The organism is Bradyrhizobium sp. CCBAU 45394, from assembly GCF_028128655.1.
Classification (GTDB): Bacteria; Pseudomonadota; Alphaproteobacteria; order Rhizobiales; family Xanthobacteraceae; genus Bradyrhizobium; species Bradyrhizobium diazoefficiens.
Map to the genome: position 1 here is coordinate 118,874 of NZ_LBIX01000172.1, position 25,578 is coordinate 144,451.

Consider the following 25,578-nt stretch of genomic DNA (forward strand, 5'->3'; position numbering starts at 1 on the left):
GAGATTCCGGGTCTGGTACGCCAGGCCCGCGCTGCGCGCAGTCCCGGCGCACCATCCCGGAATGACGGATGCACAAGCGGCAGGTCGCGATGAGCAAGAACGTGATCCGGCGCAAATCGCTCGAGCCCAGGTCGCCTTCGGAGGCCGACCATGACGCACGCGACGGCGGCGTGCAGTCCGTCGACCGCGCGCTGTCGATCCTCGAGACGCTGGCCGAAGACGACGAGGGCTATCGCCTCAGCGATCTCGCCGTGCGCACCGGCCTGTCGGCCTCCACCGTCCACCGCCTGCTGGCAACGCTCGAAAGCCGTCGCTTCGTGCAGTTCGACCGCGCCGAATCCAAATGGCATGTCGGCGTGCGCGGCTTCACGGTGGGCGCGAGCTTTGCCCGGCGGCGTAATTTCTCCACGCAGGCGATTCCCTATTTGCGCAAGCTGCGCGATCTCACCCGCGAGACCGCCAATCTCGCCGTCGTCGACGACGAGTTCATCATCGTGCTGACTCGCATGGAGAGCCGCGAGATCATGCGCTCGCTGACCCAGGTCGGCGGCCGCGTCGCCATGGTGACGTCGGGCGTCGGCAAGGCGGTGCTCGCAACCTATTCCGACGAGGACGTCGGCGCCGTCATCCGCCATCACGGCATGCCGCGCCTGACCGAGAAATCGATCGTGCGGCCGAGCGACCTGTTCAAGGAGCTCGCGACGATCCGCAAGCAGGGCTTTGCGATCGACGACGAAGAGGCCTGCATGGGCCTGCGCTGTATTGCCGCAGTCGTCTACAACGACTGCGCCGAGCCGCTGGCGGCGATCTCCGTCTCCGGCATGACCAGCCGTCTGACCGACGACAGGCTGCCGGAAATCGGGCGAATTGTGCGCGATGTCGCCGGTGAGCTGACGGTCGCGCTCGGCGGGGTGATGCCGAACTCCCGCTGAAGGAACACGGGCTCCGTCGCTGGACAGCATCGGCCGTTTTGGCTGATATGCGACCAAACGACACAATGCGGCAGCTGATCAGCAACGTCCGCACGAGCCTGGAGAATGCCCTCATGTTTCGATTTCCCGCGCGCCTTGTCGGCGCAGCCGTTGCGCTGACCCTGGCGGCAGCCACGCCGAGCCTTGCCCAGCAGCTCGAGCTCAAGCTGATGGCGCCGGCGGCACCGGGCGGGGGCTGGGACCAGACCGCGCGCTCGATGCAGCAGGCGCTTGTCGCCGCGGGCGTCGCGCGCAGCGTGCAGGTCACCAACGTTCCCGGCGCCGGCGGCAGCGTCGGCATCGCGCAGTTCGTCAACGGCGCCAAGGGCGACGGCAACCAGCTGATGGTCAACGGCTTCGTCATGGTCGGCGCGCTCGCCATGAACAAGTCGCCGGTGACGCTCGAGCAGGTGACGCCGATCGCGCGCCTCACCGAGGAAATCCAGGTGATCGTGGTGCCCGCGAATTCGCCGATCAAGACGGCGCAGGATCTGGCCGCCGCGGTGAAGGCCGATATTGCCAAGGTGACCTTCGCCGGCGGCTCGGCCGGCGGCGTCGACCATGTCATGGCGGCACTGTTCGCCGGCGCCGTCGGCGCCGATGCAAAGAAGATCAACTACATCCCGTTCTCCGGCGGCGGCGAGTCTCTGGCGGCGATCCTCGGCGGCAAGGTCACCGCGGGCATTTCGGGGATGAGCGAATATGAAGGGCAGATCAAATCCGGCAAGCTGCGCGCAATCGGTGTGACCTCGGAGAAGCGCATCGCGGGCAGCGACATCCCGACCTTCAAGGAGCAGGGCATCGACCTCGTGATCGCCAACTGGCGCTCGGTGGTCGCGCCTCCCGGCATCACCGCGGAGCAGCGCAAGACCTTGAGCGATGCGGTCGAGAAGATGGTGAAGTCGGACGCCTGGAAGGACATCCTCAAGCAGAAGGGCTGGGAGGACGCCTATCTCGGCGGCGACGCTTTCGCCGACTTCCTGAAGAAGGAAACGGTGCGCGTCACCGACGTGCTGAGGTCGGTCGGCCTGGTCAAGTCATGACCTCAGGCGATCCCGCCCAGCCGCCGCGGCGCGTCGATCGCGCCGGCATCGTCATCGCAGCATTGCTCGCAGGTCTTGCCGGGGTGCTGGTCTGGGACGCGCGCGGCCTGCAATCCACCGCGATGTACGGGATGGGGCCGGAGGCGATGCCGGTCGTGATCGCCACTGGCCTCGCGCTGCTCGCGATCGGCAATCTCGTCGACGCGCTGCGCGGGAACCTGCCGGCGCGCGAGAGCGCCGATCCCGTGCCTGTGGTCTTGATCCTCGTCGGCCTTGCGCTGCTGATCGCCATCATCGGCTTCGGCGGCGGCTTCATCCTGGCGACGTCGGCGCTGTTCGTCACGACGTCGGCGGCGTTCGGACGCCGTGCCGTCCTTGTCGATTCCGTCATCGCGCTCGTGATGTCGACCCTCATCTATCTCGCGTTCGACCGGCTGTTGACGCTGAGCCTTCCCGCCGGCCCCCTGGAGCGACTGCTGTGATGGACACCTTCGCCGCGCTGGCGCACGGCATGGCGGTCGCCGTCCAGCCGATGAATCTGCTCTATGCGCTGATCGGCGTATTCCTGGGCACCGCCGTCGGCGTGCTGCCCGGCATCGGCCCGGCATTGACGGTCGCGCTGCTGTTGCCGGTGACCTACAAGCTCGATCCCGGCGGCTCGCTGATCATGTTTGCCGGCATCTATTATGGCGGCATGTATGGCGGTTCGACCACCGCGATCCTGATCAACACGCCGGGCGAGAGCGCCTCGATGGCGACCGCGCTCGAAGGCAACAAGATGGCCAAGGCCGGCCGCGGCGGGCCGGCGCTCGCGACCTCCGCGATCGGCTCCTTCGTCGCCGGCACCATCGCCACCATCGGGCTTGCCTTTCTCGCGCCCTGGCTGGTCGATTTCGCCGTGCGCTTCGGCCCCGAGGACTATTTCGCGCTGATGTGCGTCGCCTTCGTCACGGTGTCGGCGACCTTCGGCGATTCCCCGGTCCGCGGCCTCACCAGCCTGTTCATCGGCCTGACGCTCGGCCTCGTCGGCATCGACAAGCTGACCGGTCAGGCGCGGCTCGCGTTCGGCGTCCCCGAACTGCTCGACGGCGTCGAGGTGACGACGCTCGCGGTCGGCCTGTTCGCGCTGGGCGAGGCGCTCTACGTCGCATCGCGCCGCCACCACACCGAGGAGAAGCTCGAGCCGGTGCGCGGCTCGCTGTGGATGACGAAGGAAGACTGGAAGCGGTCATGGAAGCCGTGGCTGCGCGGCACCATGTTCGGCTTCCCGATCGGTGCGCTGCCGGCGGGCGGCGCGGAGATCCCGACCTTCCTGTCCTATTCGACCGAGAAACGGCTGACCAAGCACCCGGAAGAATTCGGCAAGGGCGCGATCGAGGGCGTCGCGGGACCGGAGGCCGCCAACAATGCCTCCGCCGCCGGAACGCTGGTGCCGCTCTTGACGCTGGGATTGCCGACCTCGGCGACGGCCGCGATGATGCTGGCGGGCTTCCAGCAATACGGCCTCAATCCGGGGCCGCTGCTGTTCGCCGAGCGGCCGGATCTCGTCTGGGGCCTGATCGCGAGCCTCTTCATCGCCAATTGCATGCTGCTGGTGCTCAATCTGCCGCTGGTCGGGCTGTGGGTGCGGCTGCTCGCGATCCCGCAGCCGTGGCTCTATGCCGGCATCCTCGTCTTCGCGACCATGGGCACCATCGCGGCCAAGCCGTCGGTGGTCGAATTGTCGATGCTGGCCGGCTTCGGCGTGCTCGGCTTCCTGATGCGCCGGTTCGATTTTCCGATCGCGCCGGTCGTTGTCGGCCTGATCCTCGGCCGATCGCCGAGAGCCAGTTGCGCAGAGCGCTTGCGATCAGCCTCGGCGATCCCATGACGCTGCTCCAGAGTCCGATCTCGGCGACGCTGCTCGTCATCGCGCTGGTTGCGCTGCTGGCCCCATTCGTGCTGAAGGGGATGGGGCGCTTCAAGGCAAATGAGGACTAGCCGTCCCGGCGCGCGCGTCCTTGAATGCTGCGTCCAGCTCGTTGAGGAAACGCCATGCCGTCGGAACTTCGCTCGCCCCGTCTCGCCGTCCTGATCGATGCCGACAACGCCTCCGCAAAGATCGCGGATGGCCTGTTCGAGGAGATTGCCAAGATCGGCGAGGCCAGCGTTCGCCGCATCTATGGCGACTTCTCCAGCTCGCGGTCCAAGGGGTGGGCTGATATTCTGTCGAAGCACGCCATCATCCCGCAGCAGCAATTCGCCTATACGACGGGAAAGAACGCGTCCGACATCACCCTGGTCATCGACGCCATGGATCTGCTGCACAGCGGCCGGTTCGACGGTTTCTGCCTGGTGTCGTCCGACAGCGACTTTACCCGTCTGGCCGCCCGCATCCGGGAACAGGGCGTCGATGTCTTCGGGTTCGGCGAGCAGAAGACGCCGGAAAGCTTCAGGCAGGCCTGCCGAAGGTTCGTCTACACCGAGAACCTGCTTGCCGCCCCGGCGACCACCCAGGACGCCGCCGCAAGATCGACGTCGCTTCAGCCGCTTGATGCAGCGACCCCCATCATCAAGAAGGTCATCACCCAGATGGAGAGCGAGGACGGCTGGGTCGCGCTCGGGGAAGTCGGGCGGCAGCTCGCCAATCTGGCGTCCGATTTCGATCCGAGGACGTTCGGGTTCCGCAAGCTGAGCGACCTCGTGCGCAAGACGAACTCGTTCGAGATCGACGAGTCAAAGGGCCGCTCGATGCGGATTCGAGTCAAGCCCGCTGCCGCAGCGCCGCCGAGAAGGCGGAACCCGCGCAGGCCTGCAAGGGCGGCGACGGGCGGCTCGGCGCCTAAGGCGTAAGCAGGGCCTGCCGTTATATTTGCGCTTGCCCGCTATGGCGCGGGGCGTAACCATCGGTGGGCCGTAACGCCACGCGAGGGTCCCGATGACCAGACTTACCCGCTTCGCCGTCGCACCGCTGCATTCGATGACCCGGCGGCTGGCCGATGTCGCCTCCGCGCGCGTCGCGCCGGATCTCGTGGTCACCGGGGGCCGGGTGCTTTCGACCTATTCGGAGCGCATCCACGCGAACCGCGAGGTCTGGATCACCGGCGGCCGTGTCGCCGCGGTCAAGCCGGCTGGAACGGCCAAGAAGGCGTGGAGCGGCGTTGCCCTCTACGACGCGGCCGGCGGCATCATCGCGCCGGGGCTGGTCGATCCGCATATCCACATCGAATCCTCGATGGTGACGGCCTGCGCCTACGCCGAGGCCGCACTGCTGAACGGTACCACCACCATCTTCTGCGACAGCCACGAGATCGGCAACGTCATGGACGTCGCCGGCGTCGAGGCGATGCTGGAGGACGCGCGCGAGGCGCCGCTCTCGATCTTCTTGACGGTGCCGTCGACCGTCCCGGCCACGTCGGCGGAGCTTGAGACCGCGGGTGGCGACCTCACGCCGGACAAGATCGCTGGCCTGTTCGACCGTTGGCCCGAGGCGGTGGCGCTCGGCGAGAAGATGGATTTCGTGCCGGTGACCATGGGCGACGAGCGGAGCCACGCCATCCTCGCCGCCGCCTTGAAGCGCGGACGCCCGGTGTCCGGCCACGTCTACGGCCGTGAATTCGTCGCGGCCTATGCGGCGAGCGGCGTCACCGACACCCATGAGGCGATCGACCGCGATATCGCCGACGATCTGCTCGACGCCGGCGTCTGGGTGTTCCTGCGCGGCGGCCCGCCGACCACGCCCTGGCACTCGCTGCCGCAGGCGATCCGGACGATCACCGAGCTCGGGGCCTCGCACAAGCGCACCGCCGTGTGCACCGACGACCGCGACGCCGACGATCTCCTGCTGTTCGGCCTCGACTGGGTGGTGCGCGAGACGGTGAAGGCGGGCATGTCGCCCGAACAGGCCTGGTCGATGGGCTCGCTGCACGGCGCCACCCGCTTCGGCATGGAGGGCGATATCGGCGGGCTCGGCGGCGGCCGCCGCGCCGATCTCGTGCTGATGGACGATCAGCTCAAGCCGCAATGCACTTGGTATGGCGGTGAGCTTGTGGTCGAGCATGGCAAGATCACGCCGCGGCTAGATCAGGCGCTGTCGCAGCGCTATCAATACCCGAAGGCGGCCTATGCGACGGTGAAGCTGCCGGAGAAGATGAAGCTGACGCCGGAGCTGCCGGCCAAGGCCTGCACCGTCAACGCCATCAAGACCGCGCTGCCCGGCATCACGCTGGTCCATGAGAAAGTCGCAATCGAGCCGGCCAAGGACTGGCCGACGCTGTTCGCACGCTACGGCCTGTGCTTCGTCACCGTCGTCGAGCGCCACGGCAAATCGGCCGGCAATGTCGCCTATGGCCTGCTGAAGGATTTTGGCCTGAAGCGTGGTGCGGTCGCCTCCAGCGTCGGGCACGACAGCCACAACATCATCGTTGCCGGAACCAACGAACCCGACATGCAGGTCGCGATCGCGGCGATCAAGGAGCACCAGGGCGCTGTCTGCGTCGTCGCCGACGGCAAGGTGAGAGCGCTGGTGCCGCTGCCGATCGCGGGGCTGTTGTCCGACAAGCGTGTCACGGAGGTGGCCGAGGAGGTCAAGGTGCTGAAGAAGGAATGGGCGGAAGCCGGTTGCACCATCCCCTACATGGGCTTCAATCTGATTCCGCTATCGGTCATTCCGGAAATTCGCATCACCGACAAGGGCCTCGTGCTGGTGCCGCAGATGGAGCTGGCGCCGCTGTTCGAGTGAAGCGCTTTCACGGATATCTCGATCTAACTGATTGACACGCCCACGATTTTTCCACGGCTGCCGCATCGTGGAAAATAAAATCGATCTCGTTGAGATCGCACCTTGCGCGCCCGATGATCTCGCTCGCTGACGCAACTCGAGCGAGGTCCGATATGGCGAAGATGCGAGCTATCGATGCGGCCGTGCGAATTCTGGAGAAGGAAGGCATCTCGACAGCCTTCGGCGTTCCAGGAGCCGCGATCAATCCGCTTTACTCGGCGTTGAAGAAGCGCGGCTCGATCCGCCATATCCTGGCGCGTCATGTCGAGGGCGCCTCGCACATGGCCGAGGGCTATACGCGGGCGAAGGCCGGCAATATCGGGGTCTGCATCGGCACGTCGGGGCCGGCCGGCACCGACATGATCACCGGGCTCTATTCGGCGATCGCCGATTCGATTCCGATCCTCTGCATCACCGGGCAGGCGCCGCGGGCGCGGCTCTACAAGGAGGATTTTCAGGCGGTCGATATCGAGTCGATCGCAAAGCCCGTGACCAAATGGGCGGTCACCGTGCGCGAGCCGGCGCTGGTGCCGCGGGTGTTCAGCCAGGCGTTTCACGTCATGCGCTCAGGGCGGCCGGGGCCGGTGCTGATCGACATGCCGCTCGACGTGCAGCTCGCCGAGATCGAGTTCGACGACGAGACCTATGAGCCGCTGCCGGTTTACAAGCCGGCCGCGACCCGCAAGCAGGTCGAGAAGGCGCTGGAGATGCTCAATGCGGCCGAGCGGCCGCTGATCGTGGCGGGCGGCGGCATCATCAACGCGGACGCCTCGGACCTCCTGGTCGAATTCGCCGAGATTGCCAACGTGCCGGTCGTGCCGACGCTGATGGGGTGGGGAGCGATCCCCGACGATCACGTGCTGATGGCCGGCATGGTCGGCCTTCAGACCAGTCACCGCTACGGCAACGCCACGATGCTCGAATCCGATTTCGTGCTCGGCATCGGCAACCGCTGGGCCAACCGCCACACCGGCTCGGTCGAGACCTACACCAAGGGCCGCACCTTCGTGCATGTCGACATCGAGCCGACGCAGATCGGGCGGGTGTTCAATCCCGATCTCGGCATCGTCTCGGACGCCAAGGCCGCGCTCGAGCTTTTCGTCACCGTCGCCAGGGAGTGGCGTCGGTCAGGCAGGCTTCGCGAGCGCCAGGCGTGGCCCGCGGCCTGCCGCGATCGCAAGCGCTCGATGCTGCGCAAGAGCCATTTCGACAACGTCCCGATCAAGCCGCAGCGCGTCTACGAGGAGATGAACAAGGCGTTCGGCCGCGACACCACCTATGTCACCGTGATCGGCCTGTCGCAGATCGCGGGTGCGCAGTTCCTCGGCGTCTACAAGCCGCGCAACTGGATCAATGCGGGGCAGGCGGGGCCGCTGGGCTGGACGCTGCCCGCGGCGCTCGGCGTGCGCGCGGCCTGCCCGGATCGCGACATCGTCGCGCTGTCAGGCGATTACGATTTCCAGTTCCTGATCGAGGAGCTCGCGGTCGGGGCGCAGTTCAACCTGCCCTACATCCACGTCGTCGTGAACAATTCCTATCTCGGCCTGATCCGCCAGGCCCAGCGCGGCTTCGACATGGACTACCACGTCCAGCTCTCGTTCGAGAACATCAACGCGCCCGAGCTCGGCGGCTACGGTGTCGACCATGTCGCCGTCGCCGAAGGCCTCGGCTGCAAGGCGATCCGCGTCACCGATCCCAAGGACTCGCAGGCCGCGTTTGCGACGGCGCGCGAGCTGATGGCGAAGCACCGCGTGCCCGTGGTGGTCGAGTTCATCCTCGAACGCGTCACCAACATCGCGATGGGGACGGAGATCGACAACATCGTCGAGTTCGAGGAGGTGCTGGACCTGGCCCTCGACGAGGTCGGGACCAAGCGGCCCGGCGTGCTTCAGCCGGCGGAATAGGGGACAGCATCATGCCGAAGTTTGCCGCCAACCTCACCATGCTCTTCAACGAGATGCCGTTCCTCGACCGCTTCGCCGCGGCGAAAGCGGCGGGCTTTGCCGGGGTCGAGTATCTCTTCCCCTATGATTTCGACAAGGCGCAGCTCCGAGAGCAGCTCGAGGCCCACGGGTTGACGCAGGTGCTGCACAATCTACCGGCCGGCAATTGGGCCGGGGGCGAGCGCGGCATCGCGATCCTGCCAGACCGCACCGCCGAATTCCGCGACAGCGTGTTCCGCGCCATCGATTATGCCAAGGCGCTCGATTGCGAGCAGCTCAACTGTCTCGTCGGCATCGCGCCCGCCGATGCCGATCCGCGCGAACTCAACGAGACCCTCGTCGGCAATTTGCGCTTTGCCGCCTCGACGCTGGCGCGGGAGAACATCAGGCTGCTGGTCGAGCCGATCAACACGCTCGACATTCCCGGCTTCCATCTCAACGGCACCGAGCAGGCGGTGCAGCTCATCTCCGAGGTGCGGTCGAACAATTTGTTCATCCAGTACGACATCTACCACATGCAGATCATGGAGGGCGATCTCGCCCGCACCATGCAGGAATATCTCCCCCAGATCGCCCACGTCCAGCTCGCCGACAATCCCGGCCGTCACGAGCCGGGCACCGGCGAGATCAACTACCCCTTCCTGTTCCGCCACCTCGACGCGATCGGCTATCGCGGCTGGATCGGCTGCGAATACAAGCCGCGCACCACGACGCTGGAAGGCCTGTCCTGGCACGCGGCGCAGACCTTCGAGACGTAGTCATAGCCACGGTCACGGTGCGCTCCCTCTCCCGCTTGCGGGGGAGGGCTGGGGTGAGGGTGCCTCCGCAACGGGGCCCGTGAGATGCGTCGATAATCCCGATGCGGACAGAACCCTCACCCGGCGCTTCGCGCCGACCTCTCCCGCAAGCGGGAGAGGTGCACCGAGCCCGCGGATCGACTTAGCCTGAACAGAGAGGAATGATTTGACATGATCGACATCGGCTTTATCGGACTTGGCACCATGGGACGGCCGATGGCCGGCCATCTTCTGGCCGCGGGCCATCGCGTGCTCCTGCACGACGTTGCGCCGGTGCCGCCCGAGCTGATCGCGGCGGGCGGCATCGCCTGCAAGTCGGGCAGGGAGGTCGCGGAGGAGGCGGATGCCGTCATCATCATGGTGCCGGATACGCCGCATGTTGAGGCCGTGCTATTCGGCAAGGACGGCGTCGCGAGCGGCATCTCCAAGGGCAAGATCGTCGTCGACATGAGCTCGATCTCGCCGCTGGTGACGAAGGAGTTTGCCAAGAAGATCGAGGCGCTGGGTGCGGACTATCTCGATGCGCCAGTATCGGGCGGGGAGGTCGGGGCGAAAGCTGCGAGCCTCACCATCATGGTCGGCGGGCCGGAGCGGGCCTTTGGCACCATGAAGCCGATCTTCGACAGGATGGGCAAGAACATCACGCATGTCGGCGCCAATGGCGACGGACAGACCACGAAGGTCGCCAATCAGATCATCGTCGCGCTGACGATCGAGGCGGTGAGTGAAGCGCTGCTGTTCGCATCGAAGGCCGGGGCCGATCCGGCGCTGGTGCGCAAGGCGCTGATGGGCGGCTTTGCCTCGTCGCGGATTCTCGAAGTGCATGGCGAGCGCATGGTAAAGCGCAATTTCGATCCCGGCTTCCGCATCGAGCTGCACCAGAAGGATCTCAATCTCGCGCTCGAAGGCGCTCGCTCGCTCGGACTGTCGCTGCCGAGCACAGCGGTGGCGCAACAATTGTTCTCGTCCTGCACCGCGCATGGCGGCAAGGGCTGGGATCACTCGGCGATGGTGCGCGCGCTGGAACTGATGGCGGGGCACGAGATCGCCGCTGCGTAAGTGTTACGCAGGAACACTCTCCAGATTTGACCTGTCTTTCGTCGCGCGGGAACCGGAACAATGGTCCGCTCCCGCGGGTTGGGAGTGCATGACAATCACTGGAGAGATAAGCGCATGAAAACCCGTCTTGCGATTTCGTTGGCTGCCGCGTCCCTGCTGGCGTCGAGTGCGGCCTTTGCTCAGTCGACGACCGAAGAGGGCGCGAGGAACGGCGCACGCGCGGGCGGCGATATCGGTGGCCCGGTCGGAGCGATGGTCGGCGGCACCGTCGGTGCGGCCGTCGGCGCCGGCCTCGAAATCCCGAATGCGATCCTGGGCGGAATCCCGCGCGATGACTCTGTCGTGATCCACGAGCGCGTCGTGGTCGGCGAGCCGCTGCCCCCGACCGTGGTGCTGCGTCCCGTGCCGAACTACACCGAATATCGCTATGCGGTCGTGAACGATCGCCGCGTCATCGTCGAGCCGCGGACCCGCCGCGTCGTCAAGATCATCGACTGACCGGCATAAGCGTTGAGTGAAAACGGGCCCTGCGGAGCGTCACTCCGCGGGGCCTTCGCTTGTGACGGATACGCTGGGGCGTAGGCGTGTCATGACCCAATCGGCTGCGGCTGCGAGCGCGAAGCCGGCGCAGGCGGTGGCGGCATCGACCAGAAAATCCTCCAGCCGTGCATGGCGTCCCGGTGTCCAGAACTGCATCAGCTCGAGCAGGCCGATCAGGATGACCGAGACGGCCGCCGCTGCCAGGCGTCGCTTCCGATAGGCGAGGCCGAAGGCCAGCCCGACCAGGATGAAGGCGAGCGCATGCTCGCCGTCCTGGCCGAGGTCGGAATGGGGGCGCAGGCCGGGCGGACCGAGGGTTGCAAAGGCAACGGCCGCAGCGAGCAGCCAGGCAAAGGCACGAACCAAAATGGACATCCGCACCGCTTAGCATGGTTTTGCAGGGCCTGCGCGGGCTGCGGATCAGATCGCCGTGTAGTTAATGACGAAACGTTAAAGTGGCTCGCGCACGCCGAGGCCCTGCATGAAACGCTCCCGGATCTGCACGGGATCGCGCCGGGTGGTGCCGACGCCCGGCTTGTCGTCGATGCGGACCGCGATCAGGCTGGGCTCGTTAGCCGACATGGCCTTCTCGACTAGGCGCTCGAAATCCTCCTCGTCGGCGGCCCAGGCGCTGTTGGCGAGCCCCGAGCCGGCGGCGATGGCGACGATATCGGCGACGTCAGCGGCCGGCGTCGGCTGCGCGCCGGTGATCTGGTAGATGCCGTTGTCCATCACGATCATGATCAGGTTCTTCGGCTTCAACGCCGCAATCGTCGAGAGTGCGCCGAGCTGCATCAGCAGCGAGCCGTCGCCTTCGAGCGCGAGGACGCGGCGCTCCGGCTGCGCCAGCGCAACGCCGAGCGCGATCGGGAAGGCGAGCCCCATGCTGCCGAGCATGTAGAAATTCTGCGGGCGGTGGCCGGCGGCCCAGAGGTCGAAATTGGTATTGCCGATGCCGCCGATCACGGCCTCCTCGTGCTTGAGCTTTGCGATCAGGCGCGAAGTCACGTCGAAGCGGTTCATCACCTTGGTGTTGCGCGTGTTCATGTTTGAACTCATTTGGCCGGCCTCACTTGTCGAAGACCTTGCCGCCGGTGAGCAGCGGGTTGAGGATCAGGGCCACCGGCGCTTGCGTGGTGATCGCCTGCTTGATCGAGCGGTCGGCGATGAATTCAAGCTCGTCGAGCCGGGTGATGGTGTGATGCTCCAGCGCCAGCGAATCCAGCACCGGGCGCATGGTGCGGCAGACCAGCGACTGGCCGTAGTTGAACTCGCCGAGCGTGCCGCGCTCGGACACGAACATGATCAGCGGGATCTGGTAGGGCACCGCGAGCGAGGCCAGCACGTTGGCGAGCGTGGCAAAGCCCGAGGTCTGCATCAGCACCGCGCCGCGCCGTCCGCCCATCCAGGCGCCCGAGACGATGCCGACGGCTTCCTCCTCGCGGGCGGTGGCGAAGGTGGTGAAGAAGGGATCGGCATGCAGGTTCTTGATCAGCGGCGTCAGCACGCGGTCGGGCACGTAAGGGATCAGGCTGATCTCGTTCCGCTTCAAGGTCTGCAGGACGATGCCGTGCCAGCTCCCGTCGCCGGACCCCTGCGTCGAGGTCTGCTGTTCCGCAATCGCCATTGCGCTCTCCCTTGGCGTATTCCTTGGGCCGCGCATGCTTCTTGGTCTTTGCCATTGCCCTGGCCGTCGCGGCGATCCGCCGAACTTGACGCAGGCCGCGGGATTGTCAACATGTCCGGGCCGGCACCGTGATCTGCGCCAGGCGGCCTGCCGTGGCCGGCACCGCCATGTCATAAGCGGCGACAATGAGAAATTGGGAGGAAGGCATGGACGGGCGCGCGCCGCGCTGACCTTGTGGACCTCCTCGAGAGAGCCGGAAGGGTCCTGATGTCCGTCAACAACAAGCGCGTCTTCTACGTCAAATATCTGGCCAATCCGATCTATATCGACATCCTCAAGGCGCGGCCCGACGTCCGGCTCGACCGCATCGAGAACGAGAGCCCCGAAGACTTCTATGCGCCGATCCTCTCGGCCGCCCATGTCTACCAGATCGGCGCGGCCCGCGACGAGCTCGCCCCGCACTTCCATGTCGATGCCGCCTTCCTGAAACGGACGCCGAATTTGCTGCTCGTCTCCAGCAACGGCGCGGGCTTCGATCCCGTTGACGTCGAAGCCTGTACGGATGCGGGCGTGCTGGTCGTCAACCAGTCCGGCGGCAACGCCCATTCGGTCGCCGAGCACGCGCTGGCGATGATGCTGACGCTGTCCAAGCGCATCATCCAGTCCGACCGTCGCTTGCGCCGCGAGCGCGACGTCAACCGCAACGACCTCGTCGGCAACGAGGTCGAGCACAAGACCGTCGGCATCATCGGCCTCGGCAATGTCGGCCGCCGCATCGCCGCGCTGTGCAAGGGCCTGCTCGGCATGAAGGTGCTGGCCTATGACCCGTATCTAACCGCCGAAGTGATGGCCGAGCGCGGCGGCGAGAAGGTCGAGCTCGACGAGCTGCTGCGCCGCGCCGACTTCGTCTCGATCTCCTGCCCGCTCAACAAGGGCAGCCGCAACATGATCAGCGTGCGTGAATTCGCGCTGATGCAGCCGCATGCCTATTTCATTACAACCGCGCGCGGCTTCATCCACGACGAGGACGCGCTGCTCCAGGCGCTGCGCGACAAGCGCATTGCGGGGGCCGGTCTCGACGTCTGGTCCAAGGAGCCGCCGCCGCCCGAGCATCCGCTGCTCCAGTTCGACAACGTGCTGGCGAGCCCGCATACCGCGGGCGTGACGACCGAGGCGCGCCAGAACATGGGCCGCATCGCCGCCGAGCAGGTCCTGGAGACGCTCGACGGCAAGCGCCCGCCGCGCATCATCAATCCCGAGGTCTGGCCGCGCTACGCCGAGCGCTTCAAGCGGGCGTTCGGCGTGATGCCGGGGTAGGGACGCGCACGAAGGTCGATTGCGTTCCAATCATTGGTTACCGCGATGAAAATACAAAGTGGCGCATCTTATCGATTGCGTGAGGGAACGCGTATTGCTTGTCCTGTAGATGAAAGGCCATGAGCATATTTTCGATTGCCACATCCGGACTTTCTGCAGCGAGTTTGCGCGTGAGCGTGGCCGCGAGCAACATCGCCAATATCAGCACGACCGGCCCGCTGCCAGCACCAGGCGGATCGAGCACATCGGCCGGTGCGGGCATAGCTCCGACCTTTCCCGCGGCTTATGTGCCGCTGCGCGTCGATCAGGTCTCCCAATCGAGCGGCTCGACGCCGGGCGGTACGGTCGCGACCGTGTCGGCGGTTTCGCCGAGCTATATCGCACAGTCGGATCCGAGCGCTCCCTTCGCAAACGAGGACGGCCTGGTCGCAGCGCCGAATGTCGATCTCGCCGGCGAATTCGTTGAACTGGCGACCGCGAAGTACAGCTTCATTGCCAATGCGAAGGTCATTCAAGCTTATGCCGAGACGACAGAGTCGCTGCTCGATATCACGACGTAATGATTGATGTCGGCCCGTGCGCCTCGTGTCGCGCGCGCCTTCCGCGAGGCTTTGGGCAGGGCGGGGCGGCTGACGGATCGAACCGACGCCTGGACCGGCGGCGGGAACCGTTGCCGGCCTTGATCCCGGTCAAAATCTGCCTCCCCGAAACCGGGTAAATGGGATTAGAGTGCTGCCGAGGCAGCAGGAGGTCCCATGTCCACTTATGTCGTCAGGTTCATGAAGGACGTGCTCGGGGAGTACGGCCGGCAGATCGAGGTCTGCCAGGGCACGCTCGAGATCGACGCCGCCGACGAGGACGAGGCCAGGGAACGGGCGAAGGCGCGGTTTTGCAAGGACCAGGCGTTGTGTGACTGGTCGCTGCATGCCGATCGCATCCACGTCAGACCGGCCGACTTCCCCTCGTAAGGCTTACCGGCCGGGTGCCGTTGCCGGCGGCGGCGCGGTTGCGCCCGCGCCGAGCGAGCGTTGCACCATGACGGTGTCGGACCAGCGGCCGTGCCGGTAGGCGACGCCGCAGAGCAGGCCGGCGCGCGCGAAACCGAACTTTTCGTGCAGCGCCAGCGAGGGCGCGTTGTCGGCGTCGATATAGCCGATCATCTGGCGGAAGCCGGCCGCCGCACAAACATCGACCAGCTCCTGGAGCAATAGCCGTCCGACGCCGCGGCCGAGATGCGCGTGGTGGACGTAGATCGAGTGCTTGGCGGTGTAGCGATAGGCCGGGCGCTTGCGGAACAGCACCGCATAGGCGTAGCCGACCACCTCGCCGCGATAGGTCGCAACCAGATGCGGCAGGCGGGTCTGCTTCAGGTTCTTGCGCCGGTCGCGCAGATCGTCCGGCTCCGGCGCGCCGGTTCCCTCGACATCGCGCGGCACGCCGTTGCGGACATGATGGCGGTAGATCGCCAGCATCGCCTCGACATCGCTCTCGCGCGAGGGGCGGACCTGGACCGGCTCGTCATCCGCTCGTATAGCGGCTGTCTCGTTCATCGGCACCTACTCGGCAACGACGTAAGTATAGAGCCCGATACGGCCCTGGGCATCGATCTCCTTGTAGACGCCCTGGATTTCGACGTCGAAGCCCGGGAACGTGTTGAAGCAGGTCTCGAACATCTTGAGATAGTCGACCATGGGCTTGGCGCGTTCCGTCAGCCGCTCGCCGGGCACGATGGTGGCGATACCGGGCGGATAGACCACGAAGGGCGTGGTGGCGATGCGGCCCGCGATCGCCTCGATCGGCAGATAGTCGACGTCGTTGCGGAACAAATAGCGGGCGGCATCGCGGGGCGACATCGCGATCTCGGGCATGTGCTCGGGCATGAATTGCCGCGCCTGGAGCGCGCTGACATCGGCGGCGCGGAAGAAACGGTGCATGTCGCCGCAGAGATCGCGCAGCCGCACGCCGGCATAGCGCGCCTGCCGCCGCTGGTAGAATTCCGGGATTGCGTCCGCCAGCAACGCATTGTCGTCGTGCAGCCTCTTGAAGGCGACGAGGCCGGAGATCAGCGTGCCGGCCTTGCTCGCCTCGACGCCGGGAGTGAGCAGGAAGAGCAGGGAGTTGAGGTCGTTCTTCTCGGGCACGATGCGGTTCTCGCGCAGATATTGCGCGACGACGGGGGCGGGGATGCCGTGCTCGGCATAGGCGCCGGTGGTGCGATCGAAGCCAGGCGTGAGCAGCGTCAGCTTGTTCGGATCGGTCATGGCAAAGCCTTCCGCGAGATCGGGAAAGCCGTGCCAGTTGGTATCCGGAGAGAGTTGCCACAGCGCGGGATTGGTGGCGAGCTCGTCGGTGGACAGCGTCTCCCAGGCGACGTTGTGGGCGGCGCCGGGGCGGCTGACGTCGGGAATGGCGACGCGATCCGGGACGAAGGGCTCGAAGAACCAGCGCCGATCGGGGTTCTGCTCCTTCTCCTCGAACTCACGCCGCATCGCGCGGATCTTCTTGCGCAGCTCGATGCCGAGCCGGATCGTGTCGTCCCACAGCACTTCGCCGGAGCGCCCCTTCATCATCTGCGCGCCGACGTCGAGGGATGCGAACAGCGGGTAGAACGGTGACGTGGAAGCGTGCTGCATGAAGCTTTCGTTGAAGCGGCGGTGCTCGACCCGCCGCTTCTGGCCGCGGATGTGACGGTCCTTGATGTGGATTTGCGAGGCCTGCGAGAAGCTCGCGAGTTGCTTGTGGGTCGACTGCGTCGCGATGATGCCGGGCGCTTCCGGGGGAAGGTTCGCCAGCCCCATGGCGAAGCGGCCGGCATAGAGGGGGTGGAATTTCATGAAGCCGGCCCAGGCCTCGTCGAACAGGATGTATTCGCAGAGATGGCCGATGCGCTTCAGGATCATCTCGGCGCTGTGGATCGAGCCGTCATAGGTGCACTGCTCGACCACGGCGACGCGGAACGGCCGTTCCTTGCGCCAGGCGTCGCGATCCCTGACCAGCGGATGGCTGCGGATCGCCTCGCGCAGGGCCTTCTCGTCGAGCATGTCCCAGCGCATCGGGCCGATCAGGCCCCAGGCGTTGCGGATGGTCGGGACGTAGACCGGGATGCCGCCATTGATCATCAGCGCGCCGTGATGGGCGGCCTTGTGGTTGTTGCGGTCGAACAGCACGAGGTCGCCGTCGGTGACGAGCGCGCCGAGCGCGACCTTGTTCGAGGTCGAGGTGCCATTGAGCACGAAATAGGTCTTCTCCGCGCCGAAGATCTGGGCGGCTTCCTTCTGCGCCTTCAGCGCCGGGCCCTCATGGGTGAGGAGGTCGCCGAGGTCGAGCACGGAATTGTCGAGGTCGTCGCGGAACACGGATTCGCCGAGATGCTCGACGAACACCCGGCCGATGGGGCTGCGATTGTAGAACACGCCGCCATTGTGGCCCGGACAGGTCCAGAGCTGGTTGCCTTCCTCGGCATAGTCGACCAACGCGCCGAAGAACGGCGTCTTCAGCGTCTCGGCATATTGCTTGAGCCGGCTGATCAGGTTCTTGGCGATGAAGGTCGGCGTCTCCTCGGAGAGGAAGACATAGCCGTCGATGAAGTCGAGCACCTCGACCGGCAGATCCTCGAACCGCTTGCGCCGGATCAGGAGGATGATCGGGAAGTCGAGGCCGCGGCGCCGCATCAAATTAATCAGCGCCGAGGTCTTGCCCTCCAGGCCCTTCTTGCCCCAGTCCACCACCATGCAGCCGATCGCGGCGTCGGTCTGCACCGCGATCTCCGCGTCCTCCAGCTTGCGGGCCCGGACGACCTCGAAGCCGGAGCGCTGGATCTCCTCGATGATCTGGTTGAAGCGGACGCCTTCGAGGTCGTCGGCGTCGAACACGGGTGCGGCGAACAGGAAGTTGAAGCGCTTGAAATAGTCCATTGTCTGTCCCGAATGTACTGGAGACACAGCTCTCGGCACATTCGATGACAGTTGGATGACGGGAGCTGCGGCTGGCGTTTCGCCTCTCCCCGCTTGCGGGAGAGGCCGGATTGCACAGCAATCCGGGTGAGGGGAGCTTCCGCGAGTCCGACTATCACCGCCTTTGTGGGTGCAGCCCCTCACCCCAACGCTCTCAGCGCGAGCGAAGCTCGGCGCGGCCCCGTAAGAACGGGGAGAGGGAGAAGTCCGCTACCGCTTGGCCTCGCTGAACACCACCGTCGGCACCGCGCGGTTGACGACTTCGCGCAGCGCGAAGCTCGATTGCACCCGCGCGACGCGCGGCAATCGCGACAGCTCGGTGCGGTGGATGCGCTCGAAATCCTGGATGTCGCGCGCAAGCACGATCAGGATGTAGTCGTCGGTGCCCGACATCAGGAAGCAGCGCACGACGGAGGGGCATTTCACCACCTCCGCCTCGAACGCTTTCAGCGCCTCGTCGCTCTGGCTCTCCAGCGCAATGCGCACCAGTACCGTCGTGGTGAGGCCGAACTGCGCCAGGTCGAGCGCGGCCTGATAGGCCTGGATGTAGCCGTCGTCCTCCAGCGCCTTCTGCCGCCGCGCCAGCGCCGTGCTGGATAGTCCGACCTTGTTGGCAAGCTCGGTGTGGCTGGCCCGCGCGTTGGTCGTGAGTTCCGCGAGGATGGCGAGGTCTTTCCGGTCGAGGGCCAATGTTTCGTTTCCAGCGTGAAAGGGCACTTCGGCGCCGGAAACCGGCGCGGAGATCGCGAAACTAGCTGATATTTGCACGAAACCAAACTGGACCCGTCGCTACCATGGCGAGGTGAATCAAGACGTTGGAAGGAGCCTAGGATGCGTGTCGGTGTGCCCAAGGAGATCAAGGTGCAGGAATATCGCGTCGGGCTCACCCCGGGCGCGGTCCGTGAATATGTCGCGGCCGGGCATCAGGTGACGGTCGAGACAGGCGCTGGCAGCGGCATCGGTGCTTCGGACGAGGTCTATCGGCGGGCAGGGGCGGAGATCGCCGGGAGCGCCCGCGACGTCTTCGCCAGCTCCGACATGATCGTGAAGGTGAAGGAGCCGCAGAAGAGCGAATGGACCCAGCTTCGCGAAAGCCAGATCCTGTTTACTTACCTCCATCTTGCACCGGATCCCGAACAGGCCAAGGGCTTGCTCGCCTCCGGCTGTACGGCGATCGCCTATGAAACCGTCACCGACGCGGCCGGTCACCTCCCCCTGCTTGCGCCGATGAGCGAAGTCGCCGGCCGCCTCGCCATCGAGGCCGCTGGCGCCGCGCTCAAGCGGTCGGCCGGCGGTCGCGGGCTTTTGCTGGGCGGCGTGCCCGGCGTGCAGCCGGCGCGGCTCGTCGTGCTCGGCGGCGGCGTGGTGGGAACACAGGCCGCGCGCATGGCCGCGGGCCTTGGCGCGGAGGTCACGGTGATCGATCGCTCGATTCCCCGGCTGCGCGAGCTGGATGATGTCTTTCTCGGACGGGTGCGCACCCGCTTTTCAACCATCGAGGCGGTCGAGGAGGAGGTCTTTGCCGCCGACGTCGTGATCGGTGCGGTGCTGGTGCCGGGCGCGAGCGCGCCCAAACTCGTCACGCGCGCGATGCTGAAATCGATGCGGCCGGGCGCCGTGCTGGTCGACGTCGCTATCGACCAGGGCGGTTGCTTCGAGACGTCGCATGCGACCACGCACACGGACCCGACCTACGAGGTCGACGGCATCGTGCATTATTGCGTCGCCAACATGCCGGGTGCGGTGCCTGTCACGTCGAGCCAGGCGCTGAACAACGCGACGCTGCCGTTCGGCCTGATGCTCGCGAACAAGGGTTTTGCGGCGGTGCTGGAGAACCCGCATTTGCGCAACGGCCTGAATGTCCACCGTGGCCGCATCACCAACAAGGCGGTCGCGGAAAGCCTCGGGCTGGAGTTCGCTCCGGTGGAGACCGGGCTCGCGGCGTAGACGGGCCGCCAGTTCCGTCATTGCGAGCGTAGCGAAGCAATCCAGAGTATCTCCACGCAAAGATTCTGGATTGCTTCGCTGCGCTCGCAATGACGACGTGGAGAGAGGGTGCGCCGACGTTGTGGGCGCCATCAACTCTACGCCTTCGTCAGCCTGTACTGCCCAAGATCCGGATCATGCGTCATGCGCCAGTAATCCACGAAGCGCCAGGGCATGGCGGAAAACACGCGGCCGCTTGAGTTGCGATAGTAAGTCGTCATGCCCGGATGGGTCCAGATCATGCCCTCGTGCTCGGCGTCGACCTTGCGGACGTAATCGTCGAGCACGTCCGGACGGACGTCGATCGCTGCGACATCGCGCGCGATCATGTCGGCCAGGCACGCCGAGATGTAGCGGCTCTGGCACTCCGACTGGAAGATGACGCTGCCGCCATGCGCGGGACCTGAGTTCGGGCCGAGCATGCAGAAGAAGTTGGGGAAATCAGGCACGGTAAGGCCGAGGAACGCGGTCGGATTGTCGTTGCCCCAGGCCTCGCGCAAATTCTTGCCGTTGCGGCCGCTGATGTTCAGGCGCGCCGCCATCTCCGTGACCTTGAAGCCGGTCGCGACCACGATGATATCCGCGAGGCGGTGCTTGCCGTCCGCGGTGACGATGCCGCCCTGGTCGAAACGGTCGATCGCGTCGGTGACGAGCTCCACGTTCGGTCGCGTCAACGTCTTGAACCAGTTGTTGTCGAGCAGGATGCGCTTGCCGTAAGGCGGATAGGTCGGCACGCATTTTTCGATCAGGTCGGGGCGGTCCTTCAGCTCGGTGAGGATGAAGTCGGTCAGCTCCTGCCGGTGGCGGTCGTTGCCCTTGTTGACGGCGCGCTCCGGATGTGGCCAGGCCGGGTCCTTGCGCAGGAACGGCAGCAGGCCGTCGCCATAGCGCCAGAACATGTTGAAGCGATACCACTGCACATAGAACGGCAGATGCGCCAGCAGCCAGCGCGCGCCCTCGCTGATCGGGTCGGAATAGCCCTTCACCGGCCGCGCCCATTGCGCGCTGCGCTGATAGACGGTGACCGAGGCCACACGGCCGGCAATCGCCGGCACCAGCTGCATCGCGGTCGCGCCGGTGCCGATCACGGCGACGTGCTTGCCGTCCAGATCGATATCGCCGGACCATAACGCCGAATGCAGGATCGTGCCCTTGAAGCTTTCTTCGCCCTTGAAGCGGGCGCGGGAGGGATCGTTGAGCTGGCCGATCGCGCTGACCAGCGCGGTGGATTCGAAGGTCTCTTCTCCGTCCTTGGTCCTGAGCGTGGAAATCCAGCGCCTCTTGCCTTCGTCCCAGCGCGACGAGGTCAGCTCGGTGTTGACGCGCAGATGCTTGCGGATGCCGTATTCATCGGCGACCTTCAGGAGATAGCCGAGCAGCTCCTCGCGCTGGCAGAAGTACCGCGTCCATGCGTTGCGCGAGCCGAACGAATACGAATAGGAATGGTTCGGTGTATCGACGCCGCAGCCGGGATAGCGGTTGATCCACCAGGTGCCGCCGAGCTCGTCGTTCTTCTCGACGATGGTGTAGGGGATGCCGAGATGACCGAGCGCCACGCCGAGCGCAATGGCGCAGACGCCGGCGCCGACGATCAGAACGTGCTGCTCCGCGAGCTTGTCGTCGGAAGGACGCGTCGTCCATCGTGTCTCGCGCGGCACAAAGCCCATCTCCTCGCGCATCAGGGGCGCATATTCCGGCGCGACGTTCTCGCCGAGGCAGGCGCGCATCATCTTCAAGAGCAGCTCTTCGCCGGGGTCGGTGATGACCGGCTGCGGTGAGCCATTGGCGAAGAGGTTGACCACCGCGGCGCGGATTTCGTCCTGGATCTCCTTCGGCACGCCGGCTTCGGGATCGGGAATGAGGCGGATGTCGCGCTTGGGCAAGTACGGCGGCTCGAGCCAGCGCGCCTCGCCGGTCATGTGCACCAGCACCATCAGGAGGCAGCGGATGTCGCCTTCCGCGATCGCCGAGGCGATGTCGAGCGGGTGGTGGGGAGATGCGATGTTCATGGCGTTTCCTGATCTCCCGATGAACTGAACAGGCCGCGCGTCATCAGCTTGCGATAGGCGGAGATGACGTGGTCGGGCACGGCGGTGACGCCGCCTTCCGAATAGGAGTAGCGGCGGCTGAGATAGCCGCGCGCGCCCATCAGCATGTGGACGATCGCCTCGAATTCCTCGTCGCTGTAATCCTCGATCGCACCCGCAAGGCGGGCGCGGCGCAGGATGCGGACATAGGCGACCGAGATGTTGTCGAGATGTTTTTGGTAGCCGATCGGGGCAAAAAATTCGGCCTCGTTGAGGATGCGCAGGAATTCCGGCACCTCGCGGATGAAGTCGAAGAAGGCGGAGAAGCGCTCGATCTCCTGCCGCGCCGCATCCGCCGTGCCGGTGCGGGCGCGGATGAACCCGACCATGTCGAGGCCGATCTTGGGCAGCAGCTGGTCGAGCAGCTCCTGGCGGTTCTCGAAATGGTTGTAGAAGGTGCCTTGCGCGACGCCGGCCTGCTCGGTGATGCGGGCGACGGAGGCTTCGGCATAACCATGCTTGCCGACGACCTTGGTCGCGGCGTCAAAGATCTTCTGCTTGGTCCAGGCGTTGCGCTCGACGCGGTTGAGCTTTGTGACCTTGGCATTCGCTTGCGTCATTCAGACGTCTCCAGCTCGGCGCGCAGCACGCGCTTGAGGATCTTTCCGCTCGGGTTGCGCGGCAGGCTGTCGCGGACGACGAGCTGCTTCGGCACCTTGAAGCTCGCCAGCCGCGCGCGGCAATGTTCGGTAAGGGCAGGGAGCTCGAGGCTCGCACCTTCCGCCAGCACGACGATGGCGACCGGCCGCTCGCCCCAGCGCGCATCGCGCAGGCCGATCACCGCGACCTCGCGCACCTCTGATAGCTCGTAGATGACGCGTTCGACCTCGGAGGAGGCGATGTTCTCGCCGCCGGAGATGATCATGTCCTTCTTGCGATCGGTCAGATACAGAAAGCCCTCGTCGTCGAGATAGCCGACGTCGCCGCTGCGGAACCAGTCGTCGAAGAAAGCCGCAGCCGTCTTCTCCGGGTCCTTCCAGTAGCCGCGGGTGATCTTCGGCCCGCGCAGGCAGATCTCGCCGTTGACGTTCGGCGGCAGCGTCCTGCCGTCCTCGTCGCGGATCTCGATCTCGACATGGGCGATGGCGCGCCCGGTCGAGCCGATCTTCTCGATCTCGCGGCCGGCCTCCATGAAGGTGTCGCCGCCCACGGTCTCGGTGAGGCCATAGGCGTCGATGTAGCGCGCATTGCGGAAATATTCCGAGAAGGCGCGGATGCGCAGCTCCGGCGTCTTCTCGCCGCCGCCGATCGCCCATGTCAGGCTGGAGACGTCGTAGCGATCGCGGGTGGGGCAGGTGAGCATCGCCGTGGTCATGACCGGCGCGAACCATGCGGCGTTGAGCTTGTCCTCCGCAATCGCTGCAAGCGCGGCCTCAGGCTCGAAATAGCGCTCGATGCGGATGAAGCCGCCATGCCAGAGCACGGCAATGCCAGGCAGGTCGAGTGCCCCGACGTGATAGAGCGGACCGACGACGAGGAGGCGCGTCTCGGCGCTGAGACCCAGCGCGATGGTCTGGTCGGCGGACTTCCAGTAGAAATTATCGTAAGACAGCATCACGCCCTTGGGGCGGTCGGTCGTGCCCGAGGTGTACATGAGCCGCATCAGGTCGGACGGCGCGCGGACGTGCATCGGCGCAGCCGCAGCGCCGCCCGCGAGACGCGTAACGCTCTGCTGGGAGGCTTCGTCCAGCACGACGATCCTCGCACCCGCCGCGTTCGCGGCCAATTCCTCATCGACGATCAGAAGGCGCGCGCCGGCATTGCCGGCGATGTAGCCGACCTCGTCACGGGAGAGGCGGAAGTTGATCGGCAGAAAAACCGCGCCGAGATGGCTGGTGGCGAACACCAGCTCCAGGAACGCCGCGCTGTTCTTCATCAGCACGGCCACGACATCGCCGGCGCCAATGCCCTGCGCGGCCAGCCAGCCGGCCGCTTTCCGGATGCGCGCGTCGAAGACGGCGTAGGAGATCTCCTCGCCGCGGTATTTCAGCGCGGGCCGCTCCGGCGTGCGCCGGGCATGAAAGGCGATGAAGCTCGACAGGTTGATCATTGTGCGGATTTTGGGCCGGTTGCGGCCTCATGTCCTCCCTTGATGAATTCTGACTCGTAATTCATCTTTGGCTTGACGTCACCCCCCTACCTCTGAAATCCTTGGGAACACGGAGACGAGACGATCTCCGACAGGGATTTGGAAACGCCGACCCGACAGAGGGAGGGAAAAATGACGAGAACCCGCACGCCGGGCATCAGCCGCCGTTCAACGCTGGCGCTGATGGGCGCCGGTGCGACGAGTGTTGCAGCGCCCTGGGTGGCGCGCGCCCAGGCCAAGACGATCAAGGTCGGCATGCCGACGATTCTGTCGGGCCGCGTGGCGCAGCTCGGCACGTCCTCGCGCAACGCGGTGATGCTCGAGGTCGACAAGGTCAATGCCGCCGGCGGCCTTGCCGGGCGTCCCATCGAGATGGTGATCCGCGATTCCAAGGGCCAGCCGCAGGAAGCCGCGCGCGTCGCGCGAGAGCTCGTCAACACCGATGGCTGCGAATGGCTGATCGACGGCGAGGCCTCGTCCGGATCGTTCGCGGTGCACGAGGTGGCGCGCGATCTCGGCGTGCTCTGCGTCCACACCTGCTCGGAGGCATCCTCGCTCACCGCCGATCCGAAGCAGCACATTCCGAACGCGTTCCGCTGCGTGCGCCAGGGCATCCACGATTCCATCGTCGGCGGCAGCTACGCCGCCGCAATCTCCAAAGCCAAGGGCCTGAAGAAGTGGGCGACCTGCTCGCCCGACTATGCCTATGGCCGCGACACCACCGGCGAGTTCACGCTGTACCTGAAGCGCTTCGCGCCGGACGTCGAGGTCATCAGCGAGTCCTGGCCAAAGCTGTTCCAGCCCGACTACACCGAAGTGGTGACCAAGATCCTCCAGGCCAAGCCGCAGGCGCTGTACTCCTGCCTGTGGGGCGGGGATCTTACCTCCTACATCGACCAGGCCAACATCTACGCGATGTTCAGCCAGATGGAGGTGTTCGCGGTCAACATGGCCGACTACACCGCGCTCACGGTGGTGAAGAACCTGCCCAAGGGCATCCACTCCGGCAACCGCTACATCAAGACCTTCCCGACCACGCCGGAGAACGCTGCCTGGGGTGACGCCTACAAGTCCAAGTACAACGAATACCCGACCAACTGGTCGTGGCAGAACGCGACCGCGGTGATGTTCCTGGCCGAAGCCGCCAAGAAGGCGAACTCCACCGACGGCAAGAAGATCGCCGAGGTGCTGGCCGGCCTCACCATCAAGTGCCCGTTCGGCGCCGACGGCACCGTGACGATGCGCGGCGATGATCACACCCTCGTCGGCTACGCCATCGGCTGGGGCACCACGATCCCGCAGGAGCCTTATGTGCCCGAGGTCAAGGCCGGCGACTGGAAGACGATCTTCGAGCTCGAGGCCGAGTGGAAGAAGAGCAAGGGCTACACCTGATCCGATGCGCGGCGG

At 65.7% G+C, this 25,578-nt stretch carries 23 protein-coding genes and 1 pseudogene; 15 read left to right on the forward strand and 9 right to left on the reverse strand.

Translation table 11 applies throughout. The features are described 5' to 3' along the window. Positions 1–89: 89 nt before the first annotated feature. The 10 genes and pseudogenes from WN73_RS30180 (at position 90) to WN73_RS30225 (ending at position 11,070) form a co-directional block, all read left to right on the forward strand. Positions 90–932, forward strand: coding sequence for an IclR family transcriptional regulator (locus WN73_RS30180; protein WP_028172212.1), 843 nt, complete (start codon positions 90–92; stop codon positions 930–932). 113 nt (positions 933–1,045) lie between these two features. Then, complete coding sequence (locus WN73_RS30185; RefSeq protein ID WP_028172211.1) at positions 1,046–2,014, forward strand: Bug family tripartite tricarboxylate transporter substrate binding protein; 969 nt, start codon at positions 1,046–1,048, stop codon at positions 2,012–2,014. Beyond that, positions 2,011–2,496: a tripartite tricarboxylate transporter TctB family protein gene (locus tag WN73_RS30190; RefSeq protein WP_028172210.1), complete on the forward strand. Its 486-nt coding sequence runs from the start codon at positions 2,011–2,013 to the stop codon at positions 2,494–2,496. Before WN73_RS30185 ends, WN73_RS30190 begins: the two co-directional genes overlap by 4 nt. After that, positions 2,496–3,994: pseudogene (locus WN73_RS30195) on the forward strand (tripartite tricarboxylate transporter permease). The gene WN73_RS30190 and the pseudogene WN73_RS30195 overlap by 1 nt, the downstream one beginning before the upstream one ends. A gap of 54 nt (positions 3,995–4,048) precedes the next feature. Continuing rightward, positions 4,049–4,846, forward strand: coding sequence for an NYN domain-containing protein (locus WN73_RS30200; RefSeq protein WP_028172208.1), 798 nt, complete (start codon positions 4,049–4,051; stop codon positions 4,844–4,846). An 85-nt stretch (positions 4,847–4,931) separates the two neighbouring features. Next, the gene (locus WN73_RS30205; RefSeq protein ID WP_028172207.1) at positions 4,932–6,734 is read left to right on the forward strand and encodes an adenine deaminase C-terminal domain-containing protein; all 1,803 of its coding nucleotides are present in this window, start codon (positions 4,932–4,934) and stop codon (positions 6,732–6,734) included. A 152-nt stretch (positions 6,735–6,886) separates the two neighbouring features. Next, positions 6,887–8,677, forward strand: coding sequence for a glyoxylate carboligase (gene gcl, locus WN73_RS30210; RefSeq protein WP_161535720.1), 1,791 nt, complete (start codon positions 6,887–6,889; stop codon positions 8,675–8,677). A gap of 11 nt (positions 8,678–8,688) precedes the next feature. Then, positions 8,689–9,474, forward strand: a complete 786-nt coding sequence (hyi, locus tag WN73_RS30215) for a hydroxypyruvate isomerase (RefSeq protein ID WP_060911234.1) — start codon at positions 8,689–8,691, stop codon at positions 9,472–9,474. Positions 9,475–9,684: 210 nt separating this feature from the next. Next, positions 9,685–10,572: a 2-hydroxy-3-oxopropionate reductase gene (locus WN73_RS30220; RefSeq protein ID WP_271555919.1), complete on the forward strand. Its 888-nt coding sequence runs from the start codon at positions 9,685–9,687 to the stop codon at positions 10,570–10,572. A 114-nt stretch (positions 10,573–10,686) separates the two neighbouring features. Further along, entirely contained in the window at positions 10,687–11,070 is a 384-nt protein-coding gene (locus WN73_RS30225; protein WP_028172203.1) for a DUF1236 domain-containing protein, read from the forward strand. Between the two features lie 39 nt (positions 11,071–11,109). Here WN73_RS30225 and WN73_RS30230 read toward each other — a convergent pair whose 3' ends face one another. From WN73_RS30230 to WN73_RS30240, 3 genes are all read right to left on the reverse strand, one after another. Then, a complete protein-coding gene (locus WN73_RS30230; RefSeq protein ID WP_028172202.1) occupies positions 11,110–11,487 on the reverse strand; it encodes a VanZ family protein in 378 nt (125 codons plus the stop codon). 75 nt (positions 11,488–11,562) lie between these two features. Continuing rightward, positions 11,563–12,171: a thiamine pyrophosphate-dependent enzyme gene (locus tag WN73_RS30235; protein WP_028172201.1), complete on the reverse strand. Its 609-nt coding sequence runs from the start codon at positions 12,169–12,171 to the stop codon at positions 11,563–11,565. A gap of 10 nt (positions 12,172–12,181) precedes the next feature. Further along, positions 12,182–12,739, reverse strand: a complete 558-nt coding sequence (locus tag WN73_RS30240) for a thiamine pyrophosphate-binding protein (RefSeq protein WP_028172200.1) — start codon at positions 12,737–12,739, stop codon at positions 12,182–12,184. Positions 12,740–13,006: 267 nt separating this feature from the next. Between WN73_RS30240 and WN73_RS30245 the strand changes: the two genes are divergently transcribed. The 3 genes from WN73_RS30245 (at position 13,007) to WN73_RS30255 (ending at position 15,024) form a co-directional block, all read left to right on the forward strand. After that, complete coding sequence (locus WN73_RS30245) at positions 13,007–14,056, forward strand: hydroxyacid dehydrogenase (protein ID WP_028172199.1); 1,050 nt, start codon at positions 13,007–13,009, stop codon at positions 14,054–14,056. Positions 14,057–14,175: 119 nt separating this feature from the next. Next, on the forward strand, positions 14,176–14,616 hold the full coding sequence (locus WN73_RS30250) for a flagellar basal body rod protein FlgC (protein WP_028172198.1): 441 nt from the start codon (positions 14,176–14,178) through the stop codon (positions 14,614–14,616). Positions 14,617–14,811: 195 nt separating this feature from the next. Beyond that, the gene (locus WN73_RS30255; protein WP_028172197.1) at positions 14,812–15,024 is read left to right on the forward strand and encodes a hypothetical protein; all 213 of its coding nucleotides are present in this window, start codon (positions 14,812–14,814) and stop codon (positions 15,022–15,024) included. Positions 15,025–15,027: 3 nt separating this feature from the next. Here WN73_RS30255 and WN73_RS30260 read toward each other — a convergent pair whose 3' ends face one another. From WN73_RS30260 to WN73_RS30270, 3 genes are all read right to left on the reverse strand, one after another. Further along, the gene (locus WN73_RS30260; protein ID WP_028172196.1) at positions 15,028–15,606 is read right to left on the reverse strand and encodes a GNAT family N-acetyltransferase; all 579 of its coding nucleotides are present in this window, start codon (positions 15,604–15,606) and stop codon (positions 15,028–15,030) included. Between the two features lie 6 nt (positions 15,607–15,612). Beyond that, positions 15,613–17,970: an Orn/Lys/Arg decarboxylase N-terminal domain-containing protein gene (locus WN73_RS30265; RefSeq protein WP_271555925.1), complete on the reverse strand. Its 2,358-nt coding sequence runs from the start codon at positions 17,968–17,970 to the stop codon at positions 15,613–15,615. 249 nt (positions 17,971–18,219) lie between these two features. Then, positions 18,220–18,699, reverse strand: a complete 480-nt coding sequence (locus WN73_RS30270) for an Lrp/AsnC family transcriptional regulator (RefSeq protein WP_028172194.1) — start codon at positions 18,697–18,699, stop codon at positions 18,220–18,222. Between the two features lie 141 nt (positions 18,700–18,840). Here WN73_RS30270 and ald point away from each other — a divergent pair, with 141 nt between their 5' ends. After that, positions 18,841–19,956: an alanine dehydrogenase gene (gene ald / locus WN73_RS30275; protein ID WP_028172193.1), complete on the forward strand. Its 1,116-nt coding sequence runs from the start codon at positions 18,841–18,843 to the stop codon at positions 19,954–19,956. A gap of 137 nt (positions 19,957–20,093) precedes the next feature. On the opposite strand, the gene WN73_RS30280 is transcribed toward ald, so the two are convergent. Genes WN73_RS30280 through WN73_RS30290 form a run of 3 tightly spaced genes read right to left on the reverse strand, consistent with a single transcriptional unit; the run spans position 20,094 to position 24,132 of the window. Next, positions 20,094–22,004 carry a flavin-containing monooxygenase gene (locus tag WN73_RS30280; protein ID WP_028172192.1) on the reverse strand — a complete coding sequence of 637 codons (1,911 nt, stop codon included), beginning with the start codon at positions 22,002–22,004 and terminating at the stop codon, positions 20,094–20,096. After that, positions 22,001–22,642, reverse strand: coding sequence for a TetR/AcrR family transcriptional regulator (locus tag WN73_RS30285; RefSeq protein ID WP_028172191.1), 642 nt, complete (start codon positions 22,640–22,642; stop codon positions 22,001–22,003). Before WN73_RS30285 ends, WN73_RS30280 begins: the two co-directional genes overlap by 4 nt. After that, positions 22,639–24,132: an AMP-binding protein gene (locus WN73_RS30290; RefSeq protein WP_028172190.1), complete on the reverse strand. Its 1,494-nt coding sequence runs from the start codon at positions 24,130–24,132 to the stop codon at positions 22,639–22,641. The genes WN73_RS30285 and WN73_RS30290 overlap by 4 nt, the downstream gene beginning before the upstream one ends. Before the next feature lie 171 nt (positions 24,133–24,303). Between WN73_RS30290 and WN73_RS30295 the strand changes: the two genes are divergently transcribed. Beyond that, on the forward strand, positions 24,304–25,563 hold the full coding sequence (locus WN73_RS30295) for an ABC transporter substrate-binding protein (RefSeq protein WP_271555928.1): 1,260 nt from the start codon (positions 24,304–24,306) through the stop codon (positions 25,561–25,563). The last annotated feature ends 15 nt before the right edge of the window (positions 25,564–25,578 follow it).